General features: G+C 43.9%; 20 protein-coding genes. 5 read left to right on the top strand and 15 right to left on the bottom strand.

Annotation, left to right across the window (positions count from 1 at the left end; all coding sequences use genetic code 11):
- Positions 1–28: 28 nt before the first annotated feature.
- A complete protein-coding gene (locus NA986_RS03085; protein ID WP_106699126.1) occupies positions 29–1,549 on the top strand; it encodes a recombinase family protein in 1,521 nt (506 codons plus the stop codon).
- A 32-nt stretch (positions 1,550–1,581) separates the two neighbouring features.
- On the opposite strand, the gene NA986_RS03080 is transcribed toward NA986_RS03085, so the two are convergent.
- The 10 genes from NA986_RS03080 to NA986_RS03035 form a co-directional block, all read right to left on the bottom strand.
- Positions 1,582–2,355, bottom strand: coding sequence for a phage baseplate protein (locus NA986_RS03080; RefSeq protein ID WP_439039720.1), 774 nt, complete (start codon positions 2,353–2,355; stop codon positions 1,582–1,584).
- 235 nt (positions 2,356–2,590) lie between these two features.
- Positions 2,591–4,669: a tape measure protein gene (locus tag NA986_RS03075; protein ID WP_439039719.1), complete on the bottom strand. Its 2,079-nt coding sequence runs from the start codon at positions 4,667–4,669 to the stop codon at positions 2,591–2,593.
- A gap of 83 nt (positions 4,670–4,752) precedes the next feature.
- Positions 4,753–4,971, bottom strand: coding sequence for a hypothetical protein (locus NA986_RS03070; RefSeq protein ID WP_001502265.1), 219 nt, complete (start codon positions 4,969–4,971; stop codon positions 4,753–4,755).
- Between the two features lie 18 nt (positions 4,972–4,989).
- A complete protein-coding gene (locus NA986_RS03065; protein WP_439039718.1) occupies positions 4,990–5,697 on the bottom strand; it encodes a transposase in 708 nt (235 codons plus the stop codon).
- Between the two features lie 491 nt (positions 5,698–6,188).
- Positions 6,189–6,518: a hypothetical protein gene (locus NA986_RS03060; RefSeq protein WP_198899158.1), complete on the bottom strand. Its 330-nt coding sequence runs from the start codon at positions 6,516–6,518 to the stop codon at positions 6,189–6,191.
- 156 nt (positions 6,519–6,674) lie between these two features.
- Positions 6,675–6,962 carry an HNH endonuclease gene (locus tag NA986_RS03055; protein ID WP_000805963.1) on the bottom strand — a complete coding sequence of 96 codons (288 nt, stop codon included), beginning with the start codon at positions 6,960–6,962 and terminating at the stop codon, positions 6,675–6,677.
- Positions 6,959–7,174 (bottom strand): hypothetical protein, encoded by a 216-nt coding sequence (locus NA986_RS03050; protein WP_001681135.1) that lies wholly within the window; start codon positions 7,172–7,174, stop codon positions 6,959–6,961. The genes NA986_RS03055 and NA986_RS03050 overlap by 4 nt, the downstream gene beginning before the upstream one ends.
- Positions 7,174–7,452: a hypothetical protein gene (locus NA986_RS03045; RefSeq protein WP_439039717.1), complete on the bottom strand. Its 279-nt coding sequence runs from the start codon at positions 7,450–7,452 to the stop codon at positions 7,174–7,176. Before NA986_RS03045 ends, NA986_RS03050 begins: the two co-directional genes overlap by 1 nt.
- Positions 7,453–8,007: a hypothetical protein gene (locus NA986_RS03040; RefSeq protein ID WP_439039716.1), complete on the bottom strand. Its 555-nt coding sequence runs from the start codon at positions 8,005–8,007 to the stop codon at positions 7,453–7,455.
- 925 nt (positions 8,008–8,932) lie between these two features.
- Positions 8,933–9,601 (bottom strand): DNA N-6-adenine-methyltransferase, encoded by a 669-nt coding sequence (locus NA986_RS03035; RefSeq protein ID WP_225090905.1) that lies wholly within the window; start codon positions 9,599–9,601, stop codon positions 8,933–8,935.
- A 580-nt stretch (positions 9,602–10,181) separates the two neighbouring features.
- On the opposite strand from NA986_RS03035, the gene NA986_RS03030 reads away from it, so the two are divergent.
- A complete protein-coding gene (locus NA986_RS03030; RefSeq protein ID WP_439039715.1) occupies positions 10,182–10,706 on the top strand; it encodes an AP2/ERF family transcription factor in 525 nt (174 codons plus the stop codon).
- A gap of 1,261 nt (positions 10,707–11,967) precedes the next feature.
- The gene (locus NA986_RS03025; RefSeq protein ID WP_000967605.1) at positions 11,968–12,264 is read left to right on the top strand and encodes a YciI family protein; all 297 of its coding nucleotides are present in this window, start codon (positions 11,968–11,970) and stop codon (positions 12,262–12,264) included.
- A 43-nt stretch (positions 12,265–12,307) separates the two neighbouring features.
- Here the strand turns inward: NA986_RS03025 and NA986_RS03020 are convergent, their stop codons facing one another.
- Positions 12,308–12,481 carry a YciY family protein gene (locus NA986_RS03020; protein ID WP_001531561.1) on the bottom strand — a complete coding sequence of 58 codons (174 nt, stop codon included), beginning with the start codon at positions 12,479–12,481 and terminating at the stop codon, positions 12,308–12,310.
- A gap of 142 nt (positions 12,482–12,623) precedes the next feature.
- Here NA986_RS03020 and cls point away from each other — a divergent pair, with 142 nt between their 5' ends.
- Both cls and NA986_RS03010 read left to right on the top strand, forming a co-directional pair.
- Positions 12,624–14,084: a cardiolipin synthase gene (gene cls, locus NA986_RS03015; RefSeq protein ID WP_000206886.1), complete on the top strand. Its 1,461-nt coding sequence runs from the start codon at positions 12,624–12,626 to the stop codon at positions 14,082–14,084.
- Between the two features lie 33 nt (positions 14,085–14,117).
- On the top strand, positions 14,118–14,447 hold the full coding sequence (locus NA986_RS03010; RefSeq protein ID WP_000425070.1) for an HI1450 family dsDNA-mimic protein: 330 nt from the start codon (positions 14,118–14,120) through the stop codon (positions 14,445–14,447).
- Between the two features lie 47 nt (positions 14,448–14,494).
- Here NA986_RS03010 and NA986_RS03005 read toward each other — a convergent pair whose 3' ends face one another.
- From NA986_RS03005 to oppC, 4 genes are read right to left on the bottom strand one after another with little or no spacing between them, the layout of a single operon-like run.
- On the bottom strand, positions 14,495–15,331 hold the full coding sequence (locus NA986_RS03005; protein ID WP_023217052.1) for an ion transporter: 837 nt from the start codon (positions 15,329–15,331) through the stop codon (positions 14,495–14,497).
- 47 nt (positions 15,332–15,378) lie between these two features.
- Positions 15,379–16,383, bottom strand: a complete 1,005-nt coding sequence (oppF, locus tag NA986_RS03000) for a murein tripeptide/oligopeptide ABC transporter ATP-binding protein OppF (RefSeq protein WP_000994698.1) — start codon at positions 16,381–16,383, stop codon at positions 15,379–15,381.
- Positions 16,380–17,387 carry an ABC transporter ATP-binding protein gene (locus NA986_RS02995; RefSeq protein WP_023217053.1) on the bottom strand — a complete coding sequence of 336 codons (1,008 nt, stop codon included), beginning with the start codon at positions 17,385–17,387 and terminating at the stop codon, positions 16,380–16,382. The genes oppF and NA986_RS02995 overlap by 4 nt, the downstream gene beginning before the upstream one ends.
- 11 nt (positions 17,388–17,398) lie before the next feature.
- On the bottom strand, positions 17,399–18,307 hold the full coding sequence (gene oppC, locus NA986_RS02990; protein WP_000979653.1) for an oligopeptide ABC transporter permease OppC: 909 nt from the start codon (positions 18,305–18,307) through the stop codon (positions 17,399–17,401).
- Positions 18,308–18,319 lie beyond the last annotated feature (12 nt).

Below are 18,319 nucleotides of genomic sequence, written 5' to 3'. Positions count from 1 at the left end.
ATAATCAATTGCATGGGAGTTTATCACCGTGAGAACCGTAATAACATACCTTCGGTTCAGTTCAGCTATACAAGGCGCTGAAGGTGCAGATTCAACCAGACGACAAAATGACCTGTTCAAGCAATGGTTGAAGAAGAATAGCGATGCTCAAGTAGTAGCGTCTTTCAGTGATGAGGGTCTATCCGGTTACAAAGGTAAGCATCTTACTGGTCAGTTTGGTGACATGTTAGCCCGTATTGAGTCTGGGGAGTTTCCAGAAGGTACAATTCTGCTAGTCGAAGCTATCGACCGCATAGGCCGCCTTGAACATCTTGAAACAGAAGCCTTGATGAATCGCATTATTGCTCATGGTATCGAGATTCACACTCTACAGGATGGGCTAATCTACACAAGGGATGCTCTATCCGATGATTTAGGAATCTCAATCATCCAGCGCGTTAAAAGCTACGTAGCTCATCAAGAGTCTAAGCAGAAGTCTTTCCGTGTTAGCCAGAAGTGGAAACAACGTGCAAAGCTTGCCCTTGCTGGTGAACAACGTCTTACAAAGATGGTTCCCGGATGGATTGACCCCGATACTTTCAAGTGCAATGAACACGCTGAGACTGTAAGACTGATTTTCAAGCTGCTGCTAGATGGTGAAAGTCTGCATAACATCGCCCGTCACCTACAGGCTAATAACATTAGTTCATTCTCACGGCGTAAAGATGCTAATGGTTTTAGCGTTCATTCTGTGCGTACTATCTTAAGGTCAGAGACAACGAGAGGTACACTACCAGCATCACAGCGCAATGACCGCCCCGCTATACCGAACTACTACGAAGCCGCTATAGATGCTGCAACGTTCAATAAAGCTCAAGAGATTCTCGACAAGAATCGTAAAGGCCGCACACCTGCAAGTGATAACCCATTAACGATTAACATCTTCAAGGGATTATTCCGGTGTCAGTGTGGGGCTAGTGTTCACCCTACAGGGACTAAGAATAAGTATGCAGGGGTTTACAGGTGCAATAACAATCCTGACGGTCGCTGTGATGTTCCACCGTTGAAGCGTAAACCGTTTGATAAGTGGATGATTGATAATTTTCTGGGGATGATTGACGTGGGGAATGATGGAGAAGCAGAGGGGAAGATTGCATCTCTACAGCATGAGGTTGAAATTGTCACAGCCAGAATCAAGAAAGCTACCGCCCTACTTCTTGAGATGGATGATATTGATGAACTAAAAATTCAGCTTAAGGAACTGAACCAGAAGCGCACAGAACTACAGACCATGATTGATAACATGAGGCGTAAGGCTTCACTCACTGATAAGGAACTACCCCAGCTTAAAGATATTGACCTTATGACTAAAGCGGGTCGTGTCGAGTGTCAGTTGATTTTGTCCAAGCATCTAAAAGGGCTTACATTGGGTAAGGATTCGGTAACTGTAACGCTACAGAACGACACTGAAATAATTGTTCCTACAGACCCGCTACCTCTAAATGATGGAACATCTATCTTTGAAATTGCTGAAAAAGAGCTACTAGAAATAGACGCTTATCAACTGTAGCAATCAGGGGCTATGAAGCCCCTTTTTATGTCTCAATAAGTGCCCTTCTTGTTAGGATTCACACTAAATTTCCGTAAAGCATTACCCGACTTAAGCACCTTTGCAGCACCTGAATTAGCTGAGGCTGTGAAGGTGCTTACACCATCTTTCACCGTGACATTTTTAGAGCAATTACTACGGGCTTTTAATGCTTCATCAGATAGCTCAGACGCTGAGTAACTGTACAGTTCCTGACACATCAGCATAGGTGCGTTATTGCGTTCAGTAGTCACGTTACCCGCATTCTTTTTGCTGGTAGCGCCACCATCATTTGTAGTAGCTGTCTTTCCAGTAGCAGCAGAAATATCAGTCTGACCAACAATGGCTTTGAAGTTAATTTCCTGAAAAGTTAGCTGGATTCTAAGACCGTTAGAGATAGTAACATCTTTAGATGCTTTAAAACTCGTAATAATGGAATCATCAATCTTAATACCGTCTTTACAGATGACCGAAATAATTTGCTTCTGGTCACGCCAGTTTTCTAGAGTGTCGATGAAGTTTTCTACTAATTGACCCTGACGAGTTAATAATAAGCTTCCTTCATAGCCAACTACAACGACACCACTAATAGTGATTGTTCTGGGTGCTCTTTGCACATTATCTGTGACAGTTTGCCCTGATTGCATGTTCTGTGTAGTCACCTGCATAGGGCTGTCAAATTCCATGTTTTCAGTTGCTGATAAGGTTAAGAAGGCATCTACATTATCTCTTAAGTGGAAATAGATGCCATCTTTGCCACTGTAGCGGATTTGATTGCTAAAAATCATTAAATTCTCCTTTGATTTCAAAGGCTTAGTGTATTTTTAATCATTTTTAACCAAGCCTTTGATATTTAAGTGTTTTATCTGTTAAGCGTGAGCTACGTGAAATCTAATTTTTGATGTTGGTATCTGTTCAGAAGAAATCACGTAGCATTCGACTATTCATAGTTGAATCGTCATACTAGATAAAGATTAATAGATTGCCATGTGTGGCAATAAATATTAGTAGTTCTAACATTGTTTATTCCTCTGGGTAAGCTGAGCTAATCAAGGTATCTTCCTGCATACGATTAATATGCGATGTGGTTCTTTCATCAATAACCTTTCCATCAAGTACCGTCTGAGTTGTGATATTGATTGTCTGAGGCTGAATATTTACTGACGGCTTGATAACCTTTAAATCTTGTGTGAATGTTTCCACTCGACCTTTCAGATTATTTAATGCTTCAGGTGAAAACTGTGGAACATCCTTTGATTTGCCCTGAACCATAGCCCATAAAACAGCAGCTAAAGAGTTCATGTCACCAGTCAATGCTTGGTCTGTGGGTTCCACCTTTGACCTTACAACTTTGTCAATTGGATTATCTGACTTACTCATCTGACGTTCATAGAACGGTTTAACAATGGAGTTAATCACATCAGTTGCCATACCGACAATCATTACTTTGGTAATTGCATCAGCTACAGATAATTTTCCTTTACCACCTTCAACACTACCAGTACCAGAACGTGAATTGATTCTTCCCGCTGCTGTATTTGCGACATTTCCAAGCGTGGAAATAGCCCTAATTAAGTTCCAGATACCACCTACAGCACCAATACCAGACCTTACAGCGACAATACCAGCAAGTCCCTTTAATGCACTTAACAGGCCATTTGCGATACCATCAGCTACAGCTTTTTGAGTGTCATTTAATTCTCTGTAAGCAAGGGTCACTCTGTCAAAGAATCCCTGCACTCGGTAGCTAATCGTGGTTAAATCATCAATACCGTTTGACATGCTTTTCATCAAGTCGCCAAAATGTTCACCAAGATTTTTAGATTGACCACCTAGTGAATTAAGTAAATTAGTCAGTGACCTTGTAAAATCTACCAGACCTTCCTGTGAACCATCGAACATTAAGGCCAGATTATTATTCCATGAATTAGAAAGGCGGCCTAACTGCGTCTGAGTAGAGTTAATAATCTTTTCCCATCCACCAGCTTTATCAATCATCCTTCCCATTTCAGCGGATACTTTAGGAAGAACATCTTTAGAAAGAACTTTACCGTTCTTCATAGCTGCATCTAGTTGCTCGGTAGTCATCCCAAGGCTTCTGGCAAATAACTGGAAAGCACCTGCCATTCTGTCACCTAGCTGACCGCGTAACTCTTCAGCTTGAATCTTGCCCTTGCTCGCCATCTGCTCAAAAGCTTTTAAAATCCCGTTAATTTCATCGGTGCTTAGCCCCATTAGTCGGGATGTACCAATCACATTACTAAATAAGGATTCTTTCTGGTCTGTGTTCATATCACCAGCACCAGCGGAAAACTTAGCAAAACTGCTTAATGTTTCAATCTGGTCAACACCACTACTATCAGCAAGATTCTTCACAAATTCTGTAGCTCGTTTAGCACCTTCATCACCTAAAACGAATTGTGCCGCTCGTTGTGATGCTTCTTTTTTCAGACCAACCTCCATAATCTTCTTGTAAGCTTCTAAGGCTGTCTGAAAACTATAAATGGCTGTACCTGCTTTGATTGCACTTGTAGCTAATACATCCAGACTATTCGAAGCATTTTCACTGTGATTATTTTTGCTGGTGGATGTATGGCCTCTGGCTTTAGCAATTGCTTCTCGGACTGAAGCATTCAACTGAGCCAACTTCTCATTGAATTTTGAATTATCCATCTGACCAGCTTTAGCAGATAGCCCGTAAAACTGAGATTTAATGTATTTCTGCAAAATAGGGTCAAAGCCTTTTAGCTTAGACATATTAGCTGAATAAGCTGCTGTGATTGCTCTGTTGCCGCTAATTCGTGGCTGTCTTGGCTGTCTAAGTGGCTTTAAAGTATCCTCAATTTCCGTTTTAATCTTAAACGCTTTAGTGTTTTTAAGACGCTGCTCAATCTTGGAAACAGTTTTATCGACATTTCTTTCCATGACCTTGAGAGAATCATTTAAAGGCGTAGGATTAACTTTAAAAGCTTTATTCAGTCGTTTTTCAATTCTTGATGCGATTTGCATCGTTTGTTTCTCGGCTTTTTCCAAGCCTTTTAAAACTTTCTGAGAGCTAAAGCTTAACTCAATCAGGAAGTCATCAACTTTAAATTGTGCCATTACATATTTTTCACCTCTTATCTTTTAAATACAAAAAAGGGAAAGACCAACCAATCAAGGCTAATCTCTCCCCTTTGTGATTTTTAATGAAGGATATAAGTGTAAGAACCAGACTCACCAATTAATTGAGCATCAGCAGGAACACGGTCAATACACCATGAAGGAATCCTTCTAACCTTTGGTTTATGCGAGGTGATAATTTGGCGCTTACTCTTAATTCGTAGCTTTGGCTTGTTTGGTTGCAGCTTCAAACTTTCACAAACAGATTTAATAACCTCGTAACGCTGCTGTAAATCAATCATTCATCACCTCACACCATATCAAATAGCCTTTGCATATTTGCTAGAAATCTTAGTTAGTTGCTCAATATCGGCTTGCATAGCAATCTTCTTCTGCGTTTCATAGTCACTGATTAGTTGCTTCATAGCTCTAAGCTGGTTAGCAAGCTCTTGCTTAAATCTGTTTAATTTTTTGCTATGACGCTCAAGTAGATTCTTTTCAGCTAACTGACAAATCTCTTCATCTGTTTTATCAGACAGTAAAATATATGAACCTGTACCGCGTGAAGCTGGTCTAACATCAATTAAACGGAATCCTTCAGGGATGTTTTGAAGAACTTTTGAGATATTCTCTCTTGCTGTACCAAAACCATCATTATCCTCAACTGAGTAATATACGAATGGGTTTTGTCTAATTTCCACTTCAATATCAAAATCAGTTGGCTTCTCAGTCTCTTCAAAGTTCTTCACATTGTCGTAAGCAATATCAAGCTTAATACGCTGTGCTTTTAGCAGTGGATAATATTTCTTTTCAAGCTCAAGTAATGATTCAGTTTTGCAAACATCAGGCATCTCCTGAGGTTCAGGATACACAAAGATGGTTGTTTTTGGTGACATCTTTAGCGATTGCTCAAGCTTAATTCTTTCATCGTGTTCTTTACGCTGAATAGCGATAGCTGGATGTTCAATCTGTGGCGACCAGTCACCGAAGCTATCAATCTTTTTACCGTTAATATATAGATTTTCCATTTCATTCCTCTTCTAAGCTAAAGTATTTCAGTTTTTAAAAAGCACACCTGACATCCTACGAACTTAGAAGAGGCTTAAAAGGCGGTTTGCCAAGTATGCTTTTTAAAAGCTGAAAAAGCCCTAGATAACTAAAACGCTATAAAGGGCTAAGGTGAAGAAATTAAAACATCTAAAGGATTCAATAACGAATGAACAAAGACTTTTCGAGATGACCTCTCAGACTAACCTGAAAGGCCATGTAGCGAAAAGCATTGCACCTTTCCAATTCAGAATATCCATCCATCGGATTATTGAAAATATGATTTTAGGAAAAATTGCTCTTCCTATAGACTTCGGATAGAAGACTATCCTCATATATACAATTATGTCATGCTCAAGGTTATTTGTCAACAGCTTTTTAACAGATTGGTAACATCAATTCTTATTTACTGTGTTACCTACCCAGCAACCAACAAATAAACCCAAAGCTGTCCAAGCAATTATTAAGCCCATTAATGCACCACCTTCGAATCCGTCACCAAAATATTGTCAGCGTACAAAATTGCTATAGCTGCCTTGAGATATCTTTCAGGGCTAACGCTGTATTTGTTCGTTTGCTCGATAACCAATCTTTTCATGCTGCTGTCTGTAATTGGTAGCATCATTCGAGGCTCGTTAAACTCCACCGACTGAATAAAGTCTTCAATTGTTTCTGAGTTATCAGCCATTAGCTTTAACAGCCTGTCAAAATCAATGCTAATACCTGCATCAGTGAAGCTTTGCACCATCGTAGCGGTGTCGCTATCAACAAAAATCTGTAGTGGGAAGTTTAATTCTCTCATTTCTTAAAATCTCCTTTTTACCAGACCTCCTCAATCGCTCTGTAACGAGCTAAACAGTCTTTTTCAGGGGTAGCCTGTACAGTGGTATTACCCACCCTAAAATAAGGTAGTTTTTTGCGTTAGAATGCGATTGAGAGCGTCTGAGAAGCTGTTTTTCTAATTTCTCTTAAAGTCTCGGACTTGCATAAGATTTTTTGGTCTGGTATCGGCTCTGTTACCATTTCGATGGATAATTTGCTTGTTGGATTGATAGCCATGATAAAGGAACCAGACAACATATTTCACGTAGAAAGTATATCGGCCTATATTAAATGTTTTGTTGCCGTAGTCGTCGGTATTTATCGTGACTGACTCTCCATCAGACCAGCACAGGGAATCACTGGATTCATCATAGATAAGGTGTTCTGTAAAATATCGTCTAACATCTTCATGCCAAGGTTTCATAAAACCTCCTCACCCCAATAACCTAATTCAATCTTGTGACGCTCAAACCATTCCGGTTTAACTGCTGTTTTCAGTACTTCATTTGGGCCAATGGCTTTAATGAAAATATCTTTTGAGTTATGGATGTCACCGAATCCGTTTCCCTTAATCAGGAGGTCGGAGATGTGGCGAATCATTTTATCCGTGTGGTATTCAAAGGTAACGCATAGCATTAAACCTCCATCGCTAACTTGTGAATCTTAAGACTCAATAGACGGGCAATATCAATCTTAAAGCCGTTAAGCGCCTTCAAAGTAGCTAAAGCGTCCTGACTAATTCGGATGTGTTTACGACCTTTAGAGACTGGATATTTCAGTAAATCCGACTCAGTAACCTCTTTAGCAATTGCAAGCTGCATAACAGTTTGATGAGGGAGGTTAGTTGTCTGTTTAATTCTGGTAAGCTCGTTAAAAGCTTCTTCTGAAATTCGTGTGAGTGTGTGTCTGTTCATTTAAAATTCCTCCAAAATATACGGGTCAAACTCGAAATCTGGTTGCTCGTTTTCCATTGGCTCAATATTCCCAACGGCAATATGATGTTCAACAATACCAATTAGCTTTGCACACATTACAGCAAGCAATGCACAATATTTATCGCTTGGTAATTCATAACTAAGTCTGGTTGCTTGTCTTTGAAGATGGCTCGTCACTGTGCTTGAGCTAATTTCGTCAAGATTCTTTAGAAGATAAAATAGTTTTTTGTTGTATTTCGGGTGACCTTCGCTTCTACAGAATCCGATAATTACATCTTCAATTTTTGCTGGCAGTTGCTCGTAGCTGTCGAAGTTATTCAAATAATTTTTGATGCTGTTCTTCGTGCTCTTTCTGGTTGACATATAACGACTCCTCGGTGTAATTGCCCGAATTACTTCGTCAATGCCTTTGCGTTCTGCTCTGGTGAACTTGGGTAATTCGTGTCTGGTGGGGGAGCTTGTGTAAGCGTAGGAGTTGTGCTTGTTACGTTGTCTCGATGCCTGAAGCATCGCTCTAAATTCTGCGTCTCTCATTCATGTTCCGACCCTCATAAGATGTTATTATTCTGTTAACTTATATACAATACTAGCATTTTCAAAGACTAATGTCAAGTATTTTTTAACATTTTATTAACATCTGTGGTATAATGGTTCTATGGGGAGAGTAAAATATGAGGCGTGGCTATGAGGTTTATTCGATAGGGATTGGTACAAGCCCAACTAACCGAATCAACTATGAGAGTGGTCACATGGTTATTGCATTGCACACAGACCTCTTCAATCGCTCTGTAACGAGTTAAATGGCCTCTTCAGGTCAACTATAAGGTCAGGTACTTTTTTGTGTCAGAATGCGATTGAGAGCGTCTTACAAGGAAATTGAATGGTAAATCTCCCTCCTGAGCTGGGGTCACCTGATGTATGGGCTGGTGGAGGTATTGGGCTGATTGCAGGTCTTCTGCTCCGCTATTTCATCGTTCGGGTGTTTATCGTGTTCAGATTGTTTGGTCGTGAATGGTCATTTGACCTCAAGGACAGGACTCGAACAGATAACCGTTAAACTCCCTTCAAAACCCCCTGTACGAGATGGTATAGGGGTATCTTTAGCATTTTGTGCTATCTATTAAAAAATAGCTTGACAGAACCGGAAAGCTGTATCTATCAAGCATTCACCTCTCTGACAGTAATTTCTAAAAGTTCTTATTTTTCAATAAGTTGTAATTAGCCATATATAGAGAACTGACAAGTCTCTTCACAGTTAACTCTGTAACCTTAACAGTAACTTCTAAAAATACTTATTTTTCAATGAGTTGTAATCACCCAATATATAAGACTGTCCAGTACCTTCACAGATAACTTCAAGCCTTCTTAACCGCCCCACTAATCGGGAGAAGAGCGATAACCCCAGAAAGGGGAAATCACCTCTTTAACATTCTCATAATCAGTGCTCTATATGAGAATTTTAGCTCAACCTTTGAACAATCCTGTAAGTGGTGCTTAGAGGCATTCTTAGCGATTCTGCGATGCTCTTGACGGATTGCCCTTGGTCATGCATTTTAATCAACCTGTCAAGCGTCTGTGCATCGTGTATATGAGGTCTTCCACGTAAACCACCCCTATTAACCACGGCAAGTAAAAGCATTGTGTCGCCACAATAGATTGTCTGGGTAATTTCAACCTTCGGTTTACGGGGTGTGTTCCTGTATATCAAAACGCAACTTGCAAACGGTGAACGCACTACAGCACCTTTTTTTCCTGCTGGTGGGAGGTATTTGACTGCTCGGTGTAACGTTCGAATCTCATGCAGAAAGGGGTTTGTATATACACACCGAAGCCAGTAAGTTGTCTTTGACCTGTGCGGAACCAGACATACACACACATCAGCTTCAGGGGCTTTTAGGAGGAACTGTTCAGCCATGCTAAACGGCGGGTTACAGAAGACCCGTTCACCAACCCATGATTGATTGTGAATATCATCGGTGAACCGTGGCAACAATGCGTCATGCTCAGTTGCAGCACCATCTAGACTGAAGCTATACTCATGATGCAGGTTACGAAATAAACGATACGGTGTACGCCAGTCATCAGAACCACCATGATGACGACCGATATTGATTATTGGATGTGACACAAGCGAAGCGCCCCTCTAAAAGATTTTTTAGCTATTTTGTTTAAAAACATATCAAACGATACATTTTATTGATTTAGGTCAAAGACAAAAGCATTGACAAAATGGTATGATTGTTCACATAGCCCTCTCTTAACAGACTTTTTAAGAGCTTTTGAGAAGTTTGTTAAACAGACACTCTTTCTGGAGTGTTGTCTTTTACTTAAGAGGCTTGTTTAGGTAACTCTCAAGACATTTCTTAAGACTTCACTGTTAAGATAGAACCTACCTTCGGTTTCATGGTTCTCTTCCTCCCGTTAAACACTCCTTCCTAACAACTTCATAGTTATCTGTCAAGTACCTTTGAAGATTCTATCAAGACCTCTAAATCTGACCTGATATAGATGCTGTGAAGGCATGTTCTCTAGGTCTGTGTAGTTCCATTGGTGGGAATAGATGCTCCTACAATAAGAGCATCATTAATCTATATAGTCCTCTTCCGAGAACTTAATAGTTTTTTGATGTATATCAATCATTATCTAAAATATGATATGAAGTTTCTTGGTAGTATTACATCAACAAGTTAATTGAAATAAGGAATATTATGGTGACTAGGTATACCAAGGCATGGCCTGAAGAAGTTATAAGATACATCAATGAAAATATTACAGCAGATTTTGAATCTGGAACATTATTTAGAAATGGTGTAAAAATCGAGGGTTCACTTGTAAATCCTAAACCAAGACAGCATCTGGCTTTTGGTTGTCGGATTAATGGTAAGTTCAGAATACTTAAGGTGCATCAGGTTATTTTCTATCTATATCATGGTAAACAAGCTAAACTATGGATTGACCATATAGATGGTGACCCGCTAAATAATGCTATTAGCAATCTTCGCGAGGTTACCAAAGAGCAGAATCAGGCAAACATGATACCCAGAAAGAAAACAAAATCAGGTTACAAGGGAGTACACCCAAGAGTGGATAACAAGGGGTTCTGGGCTACAATACGCTGTAATGGAAAATCTCATTATCTGGGTCAGTTTAATACAGCAGAAGAAGCTGCAAAAGCCTATGATGCTGCATCACTGGAATTGCATGGTAAATATGGACACAGGAATTTTAGCTGATAGTTAATAAAGACCTGACATAAACTTGTCGATAGGTCTGATTAAAGTTTATACAGTGATTTTTCATCTTCTAATTTTTTTATAAAAATCGTAGTACCACCTCTACATTCCCCTTCACCGATAATCTTAAAAAATATCTACACAGTTGATTCGGTAGAATCTACCTCATGATTGATGGCTGTTAAGTACCCCAGATTCACGATATAGCACCCCCTTTGCAAAAGCAGTTAAAATATCTATAACCAATTATTGACTTTCTTCATAGCATCTGTTAACTCCACCTCAAGAAACCTTCATCACACTTCACGGCATCTATCAAGAAGATTTAACCTATCAATAGCTGTAACATTTTATAGTTCTGTGAAGTCCTATCCAGTTTTCTCTGTAACAGACACAAACTTCTGTGACCTTATGTATCAATGACTTAGAATACATGCTCTCAAGGTTCTGTATAGTCTCTTATCATCCAATACACAAAACCCTTATAAATCAGTACTGATATAAACACAGTATGGTTTTAACATAATCACTGTTTTGCGCACTAATCGTGTTCTACATGAAATCTGTATAGATATTAAGGTGTCTGTAAGTGATTTTTTAAGAATGGACTACGAAGATTTGACAAGGTAACTATGAGGTTGATTCCTAGAACAACCGAATCAACTATAACCATCACTTTTCAATATTCACGCAGGATATCGTTAAGTTTCTTGATAGTTACACCATGTGACCAACTGCATGAATAGCGTTATATAGTCCTGTATATAGCACTTTTCTAAGGGTCGAGAGAGGAACGACTAACACGATACAGTTTACCCTGAAAAGAGACTTCACAGATTCTCTATATATTTCAATGAGTTAGGGTAAAAAGAGACTATACCGATACTGCATAGAATCTGTGTGAAACTGCTTAGATACTTGGAAAACTACTATTAAATTGCATAGTCATAGGGGTTGGAACAAGCCCAACTACACCTGATATTGTCCTGTAATTAACAGGTCTCTTAGAAAACCGAATAGACTTCATTCAAGGGTCATTGAAGTCATAATCGTTTCAGTTGAAAAACCAGAGCTGAATTTTAAATGCAAATAGCAATCATATTCAATAAGGCATTGCCGATAGCGGCATTTAAAAGATGATATCGCGCAAAAATACCACACAAAATGTGCATGTTTAACAAAGTCGGTATCTTTACATTGCAGTTAAATGCCCTTTCCAATAACGTAATCAGCAACTTTTACCGATTAAGGAGCTCTACCCGTGCTGTATGTTATTTACGCTCAGGATAATGCCAACTCGCTTGAAAAACGCCTCTCGGTACGGCCCGCGCATCTGGCGCGCCTGCAACTTCTGCATGATGAAGGGCGATTATTAACTGCCGGGCCGATGCCCGCAGTGGACAGTAACGATCCTGGGGTAGCCGGATTTACCGGGTCAACGGTGATTGCTGAATTTGAATCTTTAGAAGCGGCGCAATCCTGGGCTGATGCGGACCCCTACGTCGCAGCGGGCGTCTATGCGCAGGTTTCGGTCAAACCGTATAAGAAGATCTTTTGAAAAGGATGGCCTGTTGGGCACCGCATACGGTGCCCTTTCTGGCTCACACACCGTGAATCGCAAAGAGTAATGAATTACGCTGACGATTAAAGATGCATTTCCTGATGGTATGGATACGCATATTACGGCGTGATTGCCCTTCAAGCCAACGCGCTTTACGGCGGCTCGCCTGACGTAGCATTCGCCAGCGCCCCACTTCCGTTCTACTACGCTTCATGTTTACGACTCTCACTGTAACAGAAGCGCCATTATACCCCCTCGCCGGATGCAGACCAGCGCTTTTCCCGTGTTTTTATTTGCCATGTGAATCCTGACGCGTAAACTCTTAACAACACGCTTTCTAAAGGATTTTTAAAGTTATGACAACCTTCTACACCGTGGTGAGTTGGCTGGTCATTTTGGGATACTGGGTTCTCATTGCCGGCGTCACATTACGTATTCTAATGAAACGGCGCGCAGTTCCCTCCGCAATGGCCTGGTTGTTAATCATCTATATCCTTCCGCTGGTCGGGATCATCGCCTATTTGTCCGTGGGCGAATTGCATTTAGGCAAACGTCGCGCCGAGCGTGCCCGCGCCATGTGGCCGTCTACCGCCAAATGGTTGAATGACCTCAAAGCCTGCAAACACATTTTCGCGCAAGAAAACAGTAGCGTCGCATCGTCCTTGTTTAAGCTGTGCGAACGACGTCAGGGGATTGCGGGCGTCAAAGGCAACCAGTTGCAATTGCTTACCGACTCCGATGATGTCATGCAGGCGCTTATTCGCGATATCCAACTGGCGCGGCATAATATCGAAATGGTGTTTTACATCTGGCAGCCAGGCGGCATGGCGGATCAGGTCGCTGAATCGTTAATGGCCGCCGCCCGCCGCGGCATCCACTGCCGGCTTATGCTGGATTCCGCGGGTAGCGTCGCTTTCTTCCGCAGCCCCTGGGCGGCCATGATGCGTAACGCTGGCATTGAAGTCGTAGAGGCGCTGAAGGTGAATCTGATGCGCGTCTTTTTACGCCGTATGGATCTTCGCCAGCACCGTAAAATGGTGATGATTGACAATTACATCGCCTATACCGGCAGTATGAATATGGTGGATCCGCGTTTTTTCAAACAGGATGCCGGCGTTGGGCAATGGGTCGATTTGATGGCGCGGATGGAGGGGCCCGTGGCGACAGCAATGGGGATTGTTTACTCCTGCGATTGGGAAATCGAGACGGGTAAACGCATTCTGCCTCCCCCGCCGGATGTGAATATTATGCCGTTTGAGCAGGCCAGCGGGCATACCATTCATACCATTGCTTCCGGTCCTGGTTTTCCGGAAGACCTCATTCACCAGGCACTATTAACCGCCACCTATGCTGCGCGCGAATATTTAATTATGACCACGCCATATTTCGTCCCCAGCGACGATCTGCTGCACGCTATTTGTACCGCTGCGCAGCGCGGCGTGGATGTCAGTATTATCCTGCCCCGTAAAAATGATTCACTGCTCGTCGGCTGGGCCAGTCGCGCCTTTTTCAGCGAGTTACTGGCGGCGGGCGTGAAAATCTATCAGTTCGAAGGCGGGCTGTTGCATACCAAAAGCGTGCTGGTCGATGGCGAACTGAGCCTGGTCGGTACCGTGAATCTCGACATGCGTAGCCTGTGGCTTAATTTCGAGATTACGCTGGTCATTGATGATACGGGTTTCGGCGCCGATCTGGCTGCGGTACAGGACGATTATATTTCGCGCTCCCGCCTGTTAGATGCGCGTTTGTGGGTAAAACGTCCGTTATGGCAGCGTATTACCGAGCGATTGTTTTACTTCTTTAGTCCATTGCTGTAAAACGTGACCAACATGAGTAAACAGGTAGTCACTATGGAAATGGATCTGAACAATCGCCTGACTGAAGACGAAACGCTTGAGCAGGCTTACGATATTTTTCTTGAGCTGGCGGCGGATAATCTTGATCCGGCTGATATCATTCTGTTCAATTTGCAATTCGAGGAGCGCGGCGGCGCGGAGTTGTTTGATCCCGCTGAAGACTGGCAAGAGCACGTCGATTTTGACCTGAATCCAGACTTTTTTGCCGAGGTGGTAATTGGCCTGGCGGATACCGAAGACGGCGAAATTAACGACATTTTCGCCCGCGTTCTGCTGTGCCGGGAAAAGGACCACAAGCTGTGCCATATTCTCTGGCGCGAATAAGCGGTTCAGGCCGGATGGCGTCTGATTGCGCCCTCCGGCAAGCCTGTTTAATCCGGTAGCTTACTGCCGCATCGGTTACAATATTGCGCGCTATGTTCATGCTGGCTTTGCTGGCACTGCGGACATTTTCGCTGCCAGTGACGTTTTTGAAACGCGCTGCTCATGTGCGTGGTAATCAGTCCTGTAGGAATCGCAATCACCGAATAACCAATCAAAATAAGCACCGACGCGACAATACGTCCCAGCGGCGTATGCGGCGTAATATCACCGTACCCCACGGTTGTGACTGTCACTATCGCCCAATACACCGAGGCATTAAGCGTCGTGAAGCCATATTTCGGTCCTTCAATAAGATACATCAGGGCACCGAAAATAATCATCACGATCGCAATAAATGAATAGAACAGAATAAGCTGATGACGCGCGCTAATAATGGCGCTCCAGAATACGCGCAGGGATGGCATAAAGCGTAGCAGTTTAAGAATACGCAGCACGCGAATCGCTCGCATAGCGCGCCAGGCAAACATATAGTTCAGGCTAATTTCCGGCCATAGCCACATGACGTACAGCGGCAAAATCGTCACCAGATCAATAAATCCCCAGAAACTAAAAACGTATTTTGCCGGTTCGGGCCAGCTAAACAGTCTGAGCAAGTATTCACCGGTAAATATCAGGGTAACGCAGAGCTCCAGCCAGACAAAAATATGCCATTCATCAAATGTCAGGTGATATTCCGTTCCTACGCCTGATTCAACAAAAATGACCAGTACGCTAAGCAGCGCAAACAGCGCGCATAACCCTTCAAAACGGCGACCTGAGCGCGTAGTCAAATCGAACAGATTATGATAAAGACGACGGCGAACCGACGACAAAAAAAGTGACACGGTAACCTCACCTAAAAGAAGGGCTGACGAATTGTCAGCCCTTGCGATTATAACGGGTCTACTTTAAGGCAGGAAACGGCATGGCGAAAACTCCCTTCCAGCACCGGTCGCGTTTGCGCGCATTCTGGCCCGGCTAGCGGACAGCGTGTACGGAACACGCAGCCGGAAGGCGGGTTAATGGGCGAAGGTAATTCGCCCTCCAGCAATTGTATCTTCTTATTTCGCTCCAGATCGGGATCGGGAATCGGTACCGCCGACATCAGCGCTTTGGTATAAGGATGCAGTGGATTATGGTACACCTCATCATAGGTGCCCAATTCTACCGCATGACCGAGATACATCACCAGGACACGATCGGATATGTGCTTTACGACCGCCAGATCGTGCGCAATAAAAATCAACGACAGCCCCATCTCTCGCTGTAACTGCTGGAGCAAATTCACCACCTGCGCCTGAATAGAAACGTCCAGCGCCGACACCGGCTCATCGCAAATAATAAGCTTAGGTTCCAGGATCAACGCCCGGGCGATACCGATGCGCTGGCACTGCCCCCCGGAAAATTCATGGGGATAACGGTTGATGAGATTCGGCAGCAGCCCCACTTTCAGCATCATGGCTTTCACGCGGTCACGCACGTCCTGGCGCGAAAGTTTAGGATGATAAGTGCGCAGCGGTTCAGCGATAATTTCGCCAATCGTCATTCGCGGGTTGAGTGACGCCAGCGGGTCCTGGAAAATCATCTGGATATCGCTGCGCACTTCGCGCCACTCATCCGCTTTCATGCCCAGCAGATCTTTTCCCAGCCAGGCAACTTTACCGTCTGTCGCCTTCACCAGACCAATAATGGCGCGCGCAAACGTCGACTTGCCGCAGCCGGATTCGCCCACCACGCCCAGCGTTTCGCCTTCATACAGGCGTAGCGTAACGCCGTCCACCGCTTTCAGGGTTTTCGGCGGTTGCCAGAACCACTGCTTCCCTTCTTTGATATCAAAATGTACTTTCAGATCGGCGATTTCGAGGAGAACTTTACGTTGTTCAATCACAGCATTCATAGCAGTTCCTCCACCGGTTTAAAACAGGCGCGCAAGCGACCAGGACTGAACGCTTCAAGTGGCGGCGCATTATTGCAGATCTCCATCGCATGAGGACAACGCGGCTGGAATGGACACCCTTTAGGCAAACGCAATAAATTGGGAGGATTGCCCGGAATCGTCAGCATTTCCGCCCCCTCGCTATCCAGACGCGGCACCGCATTAAGCAGGCCTATCGAATACGGATGAACGGGCTGATAAAAGACATCGCGCGCCTTACCGTATTCCATGGTACGCCCGGCATACATTACCAGGACCTTATCGCAAATACCCGCGACCACGCCCAGATCGTGGGTAATCATGATAATGGCGGTATTAAATTCGCGCTTTAGCTCATTAAGCAAGGTCATAATCTGCGCCTGCACGGTAACATCAAGCGCGGTGGTAGGCTCATCGGCAATAAGCAGTTTCGGCCTGCACAACAGCGCCATCGCAATCATCACACGTTGACGCATTCCGCCGGAAAATTCGTGCGGGTACATTTTCATCCGTTTGCGCGCTTCCGGCATTTTTACGGCATCCAGCATTCTGACGGACTCTTCAAAAGCTTCCGCTTTGCTCATCCCTTTATGCAGCATCAGGACTTCCATTAACTGCTCCCCAACGCGCATATAAGGATTTAGCGAGGTCATCGGGTCCTGAAAAATCATCGAAATCTGTTCTGCGCGCAGCGTATTCAGTTCGCGCTCAGGTAGATTAAGAATTTCACGTCCGTTAAAGGTCGCGGAACCGCCGATTCGACCATTCGTCGCCAGCAGTCCCATTAATGCGAACGCCGTTTGCGATTTCCCCGATCCAGACTCGCCAACAATACCTAACGTTTCTCCAGCGCGAAGCGTAAAGTTCAGATCGTTGACCGCCGTCACATCGCCATCAGGCGTAGCGAACGTAACACGAAGATCGTTTACCTCCAGCAGTACATTCGCCTGTTGCGGTGCCTGAGTTGCGGTTTCTGATAAGCTCATGGCTGTACTCCTTAACGATCTTTCGGGTCGAGGGCATCACGCAGGCCATCGCCAATAAAGTTAAAACAGAATAACGTCACCACGAGAAAGCCAGCCGGAAACAGCAGCAGCCACGGTGAGACTTCCATTGAATTTGCGCCATCGCTCAACAACGCTCCCCAACTGCTTAACGGTTCCTGCGTCCCAAGCCCCAGGAAACTGAGGAAAGACTCAAACAGAATCATGCTGGGCACCAGCAACGATGCATACACTACCACTACGCCCAGGACGTTAGGCACAATATGGCGGATCACAATGCTGGCGGTCGACACACCTCCCACCTGCGCGGCTTCGATGAACTCTTTACGTTTAAGACTTAGGGTTTGGCCACGCACGATACGCGCCATATCAAGCCAGGAGACCATGCCGATGGCGACGAAAATCAACAGAATGTTCTGCCCAAAAAACGTCACCAGCAAAATCACAAAGAACATAAACGGGAACGAGTTGAGGATCTCCAACAACCGCATCATCACAGAATCAATTTTGCCGCCCAGATAGCCGGACAGCGAGCCATACAGCGTTCCGACAATGACCGCCACCAGCGCGGCGGCAATCCCGACCATTAATGAGATACGCCCGCCGATGGCAACGCGCACCAACAGATCGCGCCCGGAAGAGTCAGTGCCGAAATAGTGACCGGACGCCATATCCGGCGCGCTGGACATCATGCCCCAGTCGGTATCGAAATAGGTAAATTGCGACAGCATAGGCGCCACTGTCACGAACAGGGCTATCAGAAACAGGACAATAAGACTGGCCACCGCCGCACGGTTATGCATAAAGCGTCGGCGGGCATCTTGCCAAAGGCTGCGACCTTCCACCTCCAGCTTTTCACTGAAATTTTCCAGCGTCTCGCTGTTTTTCTTACTTAACATCATCGCGAGCTCCAG

The organism is Salmonella sp. NW177 (assembly GCF_051811585.1).
In the GTDB taxonomy this organism is placed as follows: Bacteria; Pseudomonadota; Gammaproteobacteria; order Enterobacterales; family Enterobacteriaceae; genus Salmonella; species Salmonella enterica.
Note: the sequence above shows the minus strand (reverse complement) of the source record. Positions and strands in the feature narration are given on the sequence as shown.